General features: G+C 50.6%; 11 protein-coding genes, 5 tRNA genes and 1 rRNA gene. All 17 read right to left on the reverse strand.

What is annotated here, in order from left to right:
- Positions 1-69: 69 nt before the first annotated feature.
- A complete protein-coding gene (locus tag DW085_RS10220) occupies positions 70-771 on the reverse strand; it encodes a response regulator transcription factor (RefSeq protein WP_118468546.1) in 702 nt (233 codons plus the stop codon).
- 31 nt (positions 772-802) lie between these two features.
- Complete coding sequence (locus DW085_RS10225; protein ID WP_118492512.1) at positions 803-1,582, reverse strand: helix-hairpin-helix domain-containing protein; 780 nt, start codon at positions 1,580-1,582, stop codon at positions 803-805.
- Positions 1,583-1,667: 85 nt separating this feature from the next.
- Complete coding sequence (locus tag DW085_RS10230; RefSeq protein WP_022359281.1) at positions 1,668-2,099, reverse strand: DMT family transporter; 432 nt, start codon at positions 2,097-2,099, stop codon at positions 1,668-1,670.
- Positions 2,100-2,281: 182 nt separating this feature from the next.
- On the reverse strand, positions 2,282-2,965 hold the full coding sequence (locus DW085_RS10235; protein ID WP_182430854.1) for an SIMPL domain-containing protein: 684 nt from the start codon (positions 2,963-2,965) through the stop codon (positions 2,282-2,284).
- A 243-nt stretch (positions 2,966-3,208) separates the two neighbouring features.
- On the reverse strand, positions 3,209-4,063 hold the full coding sequence (locus DW085_RS10240; RefSeq protein WP_118492516.1) for a bifunctional 5,10-methylenetetrahydrofolate dehydrogenase/5,10-methenyltetrahydrofolate cyclohydrolase: 855 nt from the start codon (positions 4,061-4,063) through the stop codon (positions 3,209-3,211).
- 72 nt (positions 4,064-4,135) lie between these two features.
- The gene (locus DW085_RS10245; protein ID WP_117796890.1) at positions 4,136-4,468 is read right to left on the reverse strand and encodes an AzlD domain-containing protein; all 333 of its coding nucleotides are present in this window, start codon (positions 4,466-4,468) and stop codon (positions 4,136-4,138) included.
- 41 nt (positions 4,469-4,509) lie between these two features.
- Complete coding sequence (locus DW085_RS10250; RefSeq protein WP_118492518.1) at positions 4,510-5,256, reverse strand: AzlC family ABC transporter permease; 747 nt, start codon at positions 5,254-5,256, stop codon at positions 4,510-4,512.
- A gap of 34 nt (positions 5,257-5,290) precedes the next feature.
- Complete coding sequence (locus DW085_RS10255) at positions 5,291-5,599, reverse strand: hypothetical protein (protein WP_107001309.1); 309 nt, start codon at positions 5,597-5,599, stop codon at positions 5,291-5,293.
- A 5-nt stretch (positions 5,600-5,604) separates the two neighbouring features.
- Positions 5,605-7,317 (reverse strand): single-stranded-DNA-specific exonuclease RecJ, encoded by a 1,713-nt coding sequence (gene recJ, locus DW085_RS10260; RefSeq protein ID WP_118492520.1) that lies wholly within the window; start codon positions 7,315-7,317, stop codon positions 5,605-5,607.
- Positions 7,318-7,351: 34 nt separating this feature from the next.
- A complete protein-coding gene (locus DW085_RS10265) occupies positions 7,352-7,876 on the reverse strand; it encodes a M48 family metallopeptidase (protein WP_233430259.1) in 525 nt (174 codons plus the stop codon).
- 16 nt (positions 7,877-7,892) lie between these two features.
- Positions 7,893-8,318: a hypothetical protein gene (locus DW085_RS10270; protein ID WP_022358685.1), complete on the reverse strand. Its 426-nt coding sequence runs from the start codon at positions 8,316-8,318 to the stop codon at positions 7,893-7,895.
- Between the two features lie 620 nt (positions 8,319-8,938).
- Positions 8,939-9,012, reverse strand: a tRNA-Arg gene (locus DW085_RS10275).
- A gap of 156 nt (positions 9,013-9,168) precedes the next feature.
- Positions 9,169-9,241, reverse strand: a tRNA-Val gene (locus DW085_RS10280).
- A 61-nt stretch (positions 9,242-9,302) separates the two neighbouring features.
- A tRNA-Asp gene (locus DW085_RS10285) sits at positions 9,303-9,376 on the reverse strand.
- Between the two features lie 38 nt (positions 9,377-9,414).
- A tRNA-Ile gene (locus tag DW085_RS10290) sits at positions 9,415-9,488 on the reverse strand.
- Positions 9,489-9,510: 22 nt separating this feature from the next.
- A tRNA-Asn gene (locus DW085_RS10295) sits at positions 9,511-9,583 on the reverse strand.
- Between the two features lie 501 nt (positions 9,584-10,084).
- Positions 10,085-10,244: ribosomal RNA gene (locus DW085_RS10300) — 23S ribosomal RNA — on the reverse strand; the annotation flags it as partial.

The following is a 10,244-nucleotide window of genomic DNA, read 5'->3' on the forward strand; positions in this document are numbered from 1 at the left end:
AAGAGCAGCTGCCGGGATACACACTCCCCTGCAGCGCCCCTTTCATCCTCTTCTGAGTTCTTTTCTACATTACCGAATCCGGAAGTAGTACCCCACGCCCCATTTCGTATGTACATATTTCGGATCACTCGGACTCGGCTCGATCTTCTCGCGCAGCCGCCGCACATGAACGTCTACGGTGCGAACATCGCCGCCCGCCGCCGCCCGGTTGCCCCAGACAAAGCGCAGCAGCTCCTCGCGGCTGTAAACCTTGCCCGGATTGCACACCAGGAGCTCCAGAAGGTCAAATTCCTTCGCGGTCAGATTGATCTCGCGGGAAGCGATAAAGACCCGGCGGCTGTCCGAATCCAGCGTCAGATCGCCCGCCTCGATGACTTTCTTTGTCTGCTGCGGCTCCTGTCTCGATTTCTTGGAGTTGCGGCGCAGGATCGCCTTGATGCGCGCCTTTACTTCCAAAATGTTAAATGGCTTCGTGATATAATCATCGGCGCCGTATTCCAACCCCAGAATCTTATCCATATCGTCGCCTTTTGCGGTCAGCATAATGATCGGCATCTCGGAGAACTCCCGGATTGCCTGGCAGACTTCAAATCCGTTCAGCTTCGGCAGCATCACGTCCAGAAGAACCATATCATACTCCATCTCCTTCGCCATCTGAAGCGCTTCCTCCCCGTCATAGGCGCAGGCAACTTCAAATCCATCCTGTTCCAGACTGAAACGGATTCCTTTTACTATTAATTTTTCATCATCTACCACTAATACCTTCGCCATTCTCCACCTCAACCACTATGCTTCTATCTCTCTATACTGTAATCTTATCTTTTATCTTCTGAAATGCCGCGTTCTTGATGCCAGGCACCTTCATAATATCCTCAATCGTCCGGAAACCGCCCTTCTGCTCCCGGTAAGAAAGAATCGCTTCCGCCCGCGCCGCACCGATACCGTTTAAAGTCATCAACTCTTCTTTGGAAGCTGTGTTTAAATTAATCAATGCTGCACTACTTCCAGATTTCTGCGAAGCTGACTCGCTGCCATTCCCAGCAGCGCCTCCGGCTCCCAGAAACCCGGAGACATCCTTCCCTGTTTCCTGATATTTCCGAATCTCTTCCCGGCTCGGAATCCGAAGCTGCTGTCCATCCTCGATCGCCTGCGCCAGATTTACATATTCCTGCGCCGCCTCCGACGTCATCCCGCCCGCCTTTTCAACCGCCTCATACATACGGCTGCCCGCCGGAAGCTCATAGACGCCCGGTGCGGCTACCTCGCCGCAGACGTGGATATATAGGATTCTCGGTTCCGGCGTTTGGGGATTTTCTTTTGATTGCCCCTCAGGCGCAGCGTTCTCTGCTGCTTCATTATCCCCATCCACTGCCCCGCTGTTTGACCGTTTTGCTGGACGTTCGGAGTTTTCCTGCGAATCATCCTCTTCTTTTGAAAAACTGTTCTGCGTCTCCAGCACCACCGTCTGCTTCTCTCTCCGGCTCTGCACACCAAAACACAAAACAGCCGCCAAAAATACCACGCCGACTGCCCCTGTTCGCATCCATCGTTTCCGATTTACTGTTTGATTTGTCTGTTTCATCTTCTGCACCCCTCTTTTTCCGAGGCGCGTTTTGTCCGTAATTCTATTCTAACCAAAACCCCCTTTAAACACAAGCAGAAAATTTTTATTCCCATCTGAAAATCACAATCCCCGCAATCGCAACCGCCGCCCCGATCGCCTTGCGCCACTCAAATCCCGCTTTCTCCACACCGAACCAGCCAAACACCTCGATCAGGTAGGCCACCAGGATCTGCGCCACGACGATCAGAAGCGCTGATTTTGCCGGTCCCAGCGCGTCAAAGCTCTTGATGACCGTGTACGTGATAAATGCCCCGATCACGCCGCCGGTCAGCATATACCGCGGTTCGATCTGCCAAAGCTCCGATACCGCGCCGCGCCCCGTAAAAAGCCACATCAGCAGGCAAACCACAAATGCACTTATCTGCACCCAGCCAGCCGATACCCACATGCTGGTCTGCTTCATCACGGCAGAATTAAACACGCCCTGTATACTCATGAGTGCGCCGGAAACCAGCGCGGTTATCATTCCCCACATAAAAAATAAACCTCCGCATTCTGTTCTACATTCTCATGAAACAGCAGCCGTTTCCGACCATTCATTTCACACTGTTAGTATCCCAGATATGCGAAGGTTTATACAATTTGTGTTTATTCCCTTTTCCTGTTTAAAATCCGATTTTTCCTCCGAAACCAGACAACCTTTCATGCAGCTGATCCCTATTGAATGGAAAACGTAGCCGACACCTCTGCCTCAACATCCACCTGCCCCGGCATCAGGTTTCTGCCTGCACCCGCATCTTCCATCGCCATTTCCTTCATCGCCATGCCGCTGCTGTAAGAAGTGTCATAATAACGCGCCTGCTGACCGCTGCTGTACTCCTGCACATTCGTCATCGTTCCCAGCTTGCAGCCGCCTGCCTCCGCCATCGCTTCGGCTTTCACGCGCGCCGACTCAATGGCTTTTTTGAGCGCTTCCTGATAAATCTCATCAAAATTGCTGCACTGGTACTGGACCGAATCGATCGAATTGATACCCGCATTGACCGAATCGCTGATGATCGCCCCTGCATCCTCAATCGCAACATCCGATACAACAACCTCCGTCGTCATCTCATAACCAGTGATCTTCTTGCCATTGTCCCAGTCATAGATCGGATTCAGCCCCAGACCGCTCGTCTGCACCGAGGTATCTGCAATTCCCTTTTCCTTCAAAAGCGCCAGAACCGCATCCAAATCCGTCTGATTCTCCGACTGGCAGGTGCTCGCATCCGCCGCCTGTGAATAGACACTGTAGGTAATTTCCGCAATATCCGGCTCCGCTTGATTTTCTCCTGGCTCGTCACCGTGATCCCCGTATTTTCCGCCGACTGCACCGTCACCGATGCCGGTGCGGACGTACAACCTGCCAGACCTGCCGCCGACGTCATTGTCATCGTTCCTGCTGCCAGCAGAAATGCCATCCTGTTTCGCATCATCCCCATTTTTCTCATAAAAAATTCCTCCCGTTTTTCTGTTTCATCCGTGAGTTCCACCCCACAATGGGTTCGGACCTTCCGGAATAACTGCTGGTACACTGTCATTCTTACTATAGTTATACCTGAAAACGAGAGGAAATGTATTGCTTTTCTCTTAACTTTCTTTCGCTTATTTATTACTATTTTTTTCCTGTTTCATCCGTGCTGCGCGCACCAGATGCTGTGCCAAAACCGCCGTCGTCACGCCGCCGACACCGCCCGGAACCGGGGTTGCCGCCGAAGCAGTTCCTTCCAGATCGGCAAAATCCACATCGCCGCAGAGTTTTCCATTTTCATCTACATTGATCCCAACGTCAATGACAACCGCATCCTTTTTTACATAAGTGTGGTTAATCATCGCTGCTTTTCCCACGCAGGCAGTCAGAATATCCGCCTCCCGGCATACCTCCGGCAGGCTGGCAGTTCTCGAGTGGCAGATGGTCACGGTCGCATTTTCATGCAGAAGCAGCATCGAAAGCGGGCGTCCCACAACCATGCTTCTTCCTACGACTGCCACCCGTTTGCCAGAAAGCGCGATATCGTTCATTTTCAGCATGCATACCACTGCCTCCGCCGTACACGGCGCAAAACCGCTCGTATCGCCGCTGAACACCTTTGCGATATTGACTGGGGAAATACCGTCCAGATCCTTCGCCGGATCGATCATTTTTTCAATATCCTGCTCGTTGATCTGTTTTGGAAGCGGGCGCAGCATTAAAATACCGTCCACCGACGCATCCGCATTGATCGCCGCAAACTCCCTCTTAAATGCCTCGTCCGAGATATCTCCCGGAAATACCTTCGATTCCACCTCAAGCCCGAACGATGTCAGCTTCTTCGTCGCGCCTTTCTCATAGGAAATATCATCCGGATTCTCGCCCACCCGGATAATCGTCAGTTTCGGCACCCATGTCAGGGTTTCCAGCCCTTTTTCCACCTGCTCTTTCAGCTTTGCCGAAACAGCGGCTCCCTTCATTGTAATCATCTTGTCTGCACCTTTCGTTTTTATTTATGATGAATTTCCCGCGCTTTCGCGCATATTCATTTTAAATTTTTCTTAAAATGAAAGCGACGCCAAAAGACCGGCTCCGCCTGCCATCTCAAGCAGGTAAACCGTCACAATCGCCGCGATCGCCACTACCACCAGGCTCTTTCCCTTATATCCCAAAATCACCGCTACGATCGTTCCTCCGACCGCCGAATAGAGATGTCCTGTGGAGGTAAATACATCCGGAAATGTCAGTGCTCCCAGCACTGCATACGGCGTATAATCTAAGAAAGATCGGATAAACTTCGAACGGATCTGTTTCCGGAAAATCGTAACCGGAAGAACACGTGGAATATATGTAACCAGTGCCATCAAAAGGACACAGGTCAGCACGTATTTCATATCGAGTGTTCCGGCTGCTCCTGCTGCCTCTGCTGTATTCATCATTCTGCCCCCTCTTTCTGACTCTCGTCCTGACCGGCTTCTTTACCGTCGGGATCATGCGGGAATTTCCATGCACCGAACGCCGATGCCGCGATCGTAACCAGAATCACCCGGAAACCGGAGGAAATACCGGCAAAAACCGGAACATATTTTAAAATGCACACCATCACAACTGCCAGAATGATGACGCAGCACACCGACCGCGATTTGCGTGCCGCCGGCAGAATCAGTGCAATAAACATCGCGTACAGGGCAATTCCCATCGCATTCTGCAGCGCCTGCGGCAGAACCGCCGAGATCGCGCCTCCCAGCCAGGTTCCAAGATTCCACCCCAGAATCGGCATCGTGATAAGTCCCAGCATATACGACGCTTTCAAAATGCCCGGATGCAGGGAACTGACGACAAACGTCTCATCCGTGATGCCGAATGCCAATGCCAAGCGCGCCCCGGTTCCCGTCTTTTCATCGAGCTTCTGGGACAGGGACAGTGACATCAGCATATAGCGCAGGTTAATGACAAACGTCGTCAATGCCACCTCAAAGTACCCAGCCCCCGCCAGAATCAGGTTTGTCCCTGCGAACTGTCCGGCGCTCGTTAAGTTCGTCAGCGATATAAAAACTGCTACCCAGACCGACAGACCGCCCGACACCGCCAGGAAGCCAAACGTAAAGGAGACCGGCAGATACCCCAGTCCAATGGGGATACCGCTCTTTAGCCCCTCATAAAATGTCTTTTTCCAACTCATTCTACTTTTTCACTCTTTCTGTTCACGCAACCGTCTATTTTTCAGGCTTCACATACCGCGCATGCTGCCCGTTCAGCCACTCTACCCCGCTCACAATTCCTTCTTCCGAAAACGGAAATTCCTCGCGGGTCTTCTCCTCTTCCGGCGTTGCGTCGTATCCATATGGTTCCGGCCACGATGTCACGGTCAGGACTGTCTCCTCGACCGTCTCGCCATCTGCGCCGTCTTCTTTCGGTACTTCGCGCTTTGTCATCTCCATCCGGTAGCGCATCCCGGTATCACTTCCGGTAAATTTTTCTTTTTTCAGGAAATTGACCGGCATCACATCTTTTCTCGTTATCATGCCATTTACCCCCGGAATTTATAACGGCGAATCACCGCCTGCAGCGTTTTTCTTCCATTGTACTCATTGATGTCCGGATAATACACGACGTCGATCTCCCGCCGTCCGGCGCGCTCTTCCTCAAACGCCGTTCCGTCACCGAAATATAGCGCCTCGATCGCGTGTCCGTCTGTCTCTTCCAACGTCATTTTTACGACATTCCGGTTGCGCCCCAGCACGCGGCTCGCCCGGATGCGAAGTGATTTCTCTGCAAACAGCGGTTTTTCGTTACCCTGTCCAAACGGTTCGAGACAGGAAAGCTCCCTCACAAGTCGTTCTGTCACATATCCCACCGGCATCGGCACATCGATCCAGACTTTCGCTTTAAAATCTTCCTCCGTCAGCCCCGCATTTTCATTCAGTCTGCGCCGGAACTCGTCAATGTTCTTCTCTTCCAGCGAAAGCCCGGCTGCCAGCGGATGCCCGCCAAATTTGAGCAGCAGATCGCTGACCTCTGTCAGCTTTTTAAACATATGGTACTCATCGATGGAACGTCCCGAGCCTTTGACCGCCTCCTCGCCGCGCGTCAGCACGATCGCCGGCTTCTGATAATATTCCCTCAGGCGCCCTGCAATAATGCCCGCCAGCGATTCATGGCATTCTGGCAGAAAGACCACCAGCACCTTGTCCTTCTGGTACCAGCTCTCTACCTGCAGCTTCGCCGCCTCAGTCCCCTGCTCGGTCATATCCTTGCGGGTATCATTTAATTCCTTAAGTTCCTCTGCCAGGCGTTCCGCCTCTTCCTCACTCTGCGCCCGCAGAAGCGCCAGCGCTTCCTTTGCCGTTTTTAATCGTCCGCCCGCATTCAGGCACGGTCCAATGACAAATCCGATATGGTATGCTGTGATCGCCCCCAGATCAAGATTATTTTTCTCCGCCAGTCTGCGAAGCCCTAGATTTTTGGTCTGCGCCATCTTTTTAAGACCGTATTTTACCAGAATCCGGTTCTCATCCTGCAGCTTCATCACATCACCGACCGTCGCAATCGCGGCAAATTCAAGCAAATCCAGCCATTCCATCTGCGGCACGCCCCGGCGAGCATATAAAACCTGCACCAGCTTGTACGCCACCACTGCGCCGCAGATCTCCGGAAATGGGTACGGACAGTCTGCCTGTTTCGGATCGATCACCGCATCCGCCGGGGGAATCTTCTCTTTTTCCCCATCTAAGGGCACCTCATGATGATCCGTGATGACAACCGTCATGCCATATTTCTTCGCCAGCTCCACCTGATGGAACGCGGAAATACCATTGTCACAAGTCAGAATCACCTCCACGCCGTCCGCGTGCGCCTGTTCGATGATCGATTCATTGATTCCGTAGCCATCCTTGATGCGATCCGGTATCTCAAAATCTACATCACTGCCCAGCCGTTCAAATGCCTGCAATAATATGTACGTCGAACAGACGCCGTCAATATCATAATCACCGACGATCCGTATCTTCTTTCCAGTATCCACAGCCTCGCACAGGATGGAAACGGCACGCTCCATATCTTTTAACAGCATCGGATCATACAGATCATCCAGCGTGCCATTTAAATAGCGGTCGATCGCCGCCTCTCCTTCGATCCCACGGTTCCGGATAATACGCGCCGTAACCGGATCGATCCGAAACCGCGCCCCGATCTGCTTAAAATCTGCTTTCTTGGTCTGAAGCATCCAGACTTCTTCTGCCATTTTGTTCCTCCTATTATCTAGATGTACTTCTTTTCTATATCACATACTCCCTAAGCCGCCTGCGCCGTTCCCGCCAGTCCGGCAGTATATTCTCCACCTGCGTCCAGAAACGCGCGGAATGGTTCATTTCCAGCCGGTGTGCCAGCTCATGGACAATCACATAATTCATCAGATCCTCCGGCAAAAGTGCCAACCGCCAGTTAAAATTTAGGTTTCCAGCTGCGCTGCAGCTTCCCCAACGCGTTTTCTGGTTCCGGATTGTGATTTTTCCATAGGTTACGCCCATGCACGCCGCATATAAAGCAACCCGGTGCATGAGCACCGGGCGCAGCTTTTCTGTGAAATTTCGGATTTCTTCCGCTCCATATGTTTTCCGGTTCCTCTGGCGTTCCACCGCTTCTTTATAATGGACTTCTATCCAGTCGCGGTGCTCCTCGGCAAACCGCATCGCAGCCTGCACCGAAGCCCTCCTCGGAATCCGGAGTACCAGGCGTCCTTCCGCCGTGATCTGGATGGCGATCGTCTTCCGGGAAGACCGAACCACCTCACATGGAATCAATCCTTCTTCCGGCTCATCAGATAACGGAGAATGCCATGGGTTTTGTATCCTCAAGTATTGCATACAATTTCCCGTCTCTTTCATCGATTGTGCGCGCCGCATCTTCCAGTGCGCGTTCCAGACGTTTTTCCAGTTCTTTCTTCTCATCATCCGCCGCTTCATCCCGGATTACTTCCAGGCAGTAATCATCTGCCAGGCGGGCAGCCAGCATCTGTACCAGACCATCCAATGTCTTCTCCGGTGTCTCCAGAATTTTCTTAAACTCCGGATCCTCCGGCTGTTCTTCTGTATCCATCTCATACGGATCCCGCTCGTTCATCTCAATCACATTCATCCATTCCGGTTTTTCATCGGCATTGGTAAAATTCATCTGACCGACCAGGCAGTCGTAAATCTCTGCCTCGCTCGATATCTGCTTCATATCTAACTGAACTAACTGCATCTCTTCTCCTTTCCGCTGTGTCAGAATCCGTGATGCATCTCCCAGCTTCTTCCCAGCCTTTCTATTTTATTCTGCCCACTTAAAACCTACGCGTTCAGCAGCGCCACCGCTGCAAAAAACGGCACCAGCCATTTAGCGACAGAACCAATTTTTATCAGATATTCTGTTTTCATAATTCCTCCACGCGGTCTTTCATAGAAACCGCAAAGCTATCTGCCTTGATAGGGACAGCCCTATTATTATATCGGTCATGCGGTAAAAAGTCAATTCCGGGCTGTCGTAAACGGAATAAAGAATGTGCTCAGGGTTACGGTTCGCACACGTGTGCCCATCAACGGGATTTTGCCGATACTGCACATTCTAAATCGACAAAATCTGCTGCCAGAACTGTATCGTACGGAATTTTCAGTTCAGAAAATTCCTACCTGTGAACAGTTGCTGCCTTGACACATTCTCGCGCCGAGCGCGTCGCTTGCGACAACCTGCATCTTCGCGCAAGTGCACATCATTGGCACGTTAGTGCATTTTTGTGTAATAGGAAATTCCTTGGAATTCCCTATTATACAAAAAAAGCACCCTCAAAAGGATGCTTTTTGCTCTCTGACAACCAGAGAAATCGACGTGCGTGAGAAGATTCGAACTCCCGACACCTTGGTCCGTAGCCAAGTGCTCTATCCAGCTGAGCTACACACACATACTTTTTATTCTTAACGAACAAGTCATATTATACAACTCATTCTGAAGAATGTCAACTGTTTTTTAGATTTTTTTGAATTTCTTTTATTGTTGATTCATTTCAAATTATATCGATATAACAACCAGAAATTCTTCTTACTTTCCAACAATGAAATGGGGCCTACAGGGCTCGAACCTGTGACCCTCTGCTTGTAAGGCAGATGCTCTCCCAGCTGAGCTAAGACCCCATTACGATACTCTGTCCCTCAATCCGCTTACGCGAACCAATTTATAACAGTCGTATCAAAACGACCCGGATGGGGTTCGAACCCACGACCTCCGCCGTGACAGGGCGGCGCTCTAACCAGCTGAGCCACCGGGCCAAATATTAAATTATTTATTTACCTCATATTGGGTAGAGTGGACCTTCGGGGACTCGAACCCGGGACCGACCGGTTATGAGCCGGTTGCTCTAACCAACTGAGCTAAAGGTCCATAAAGTATATGGATCAAAAAACTCCCCGAGTAGGACTCGAACCTACGACAGCGCGGTTAACAGCCGCGTGCTCTACCGACTGAGCTATCGAGGAATATTGCTTTCCAACAACGTAGATAAGTATAACCGATTATATTTTAAATGTCAACTACTTTTTCAAAAAAATCGAAAAATCTATTCTTTTCATCGGATGTTACCGTCTTCTCGCTGCATGAGCAGCATGACGCATCCTTAAATTTCGGGTTCAGAACTCATATAATCTTGGCAAAAATAGAAAGAGATATTCTTTCTGGCGACGCAGAAACAGCACAGCGCTCAAAAAGAAATGTGCAAAACACCAGATACCTCCGCGGCTATAAAAAGCAGAAAACAATGAGTTTTCTGTCAACGCATACGTGCGCATCATTGGCACGTTAGTGCCTTTTTGTGTAATAGGGACTTCCAAGGAATTTCCTATTACACAAAAAACCGTCATACATTTCTGTACAACGGTCTTTTTTACATATCTTCAAAACTGCACACTGAATTTCTTCTACTCTCTATCTTTCATCCTTCAGGAAATAACTTCCTCTTTCCTATCCTTAACCATAACCTTTTGGTTAAGCCCTCGACCGATTAGTAACAGTCAGCTTCGTACATTACTGCACTTCCACCTCTGCCCTATCTACCTCGTCGTCTTCAAGGGGTCTTACTACTTGCGTATGGGATATCTCATCTTGAGGGGGGCTTCACGCTTAGATGCCTTCAGCGTTTAT

This window comes from Clostridium sp. AF50-3, from assembly GCF_003477445.1.
Lineage (GTDB): Bacteria > Bacillota > Clostridia > Lachnospirales > Lachnospiraceae > Otoolea > Otoolea fessa.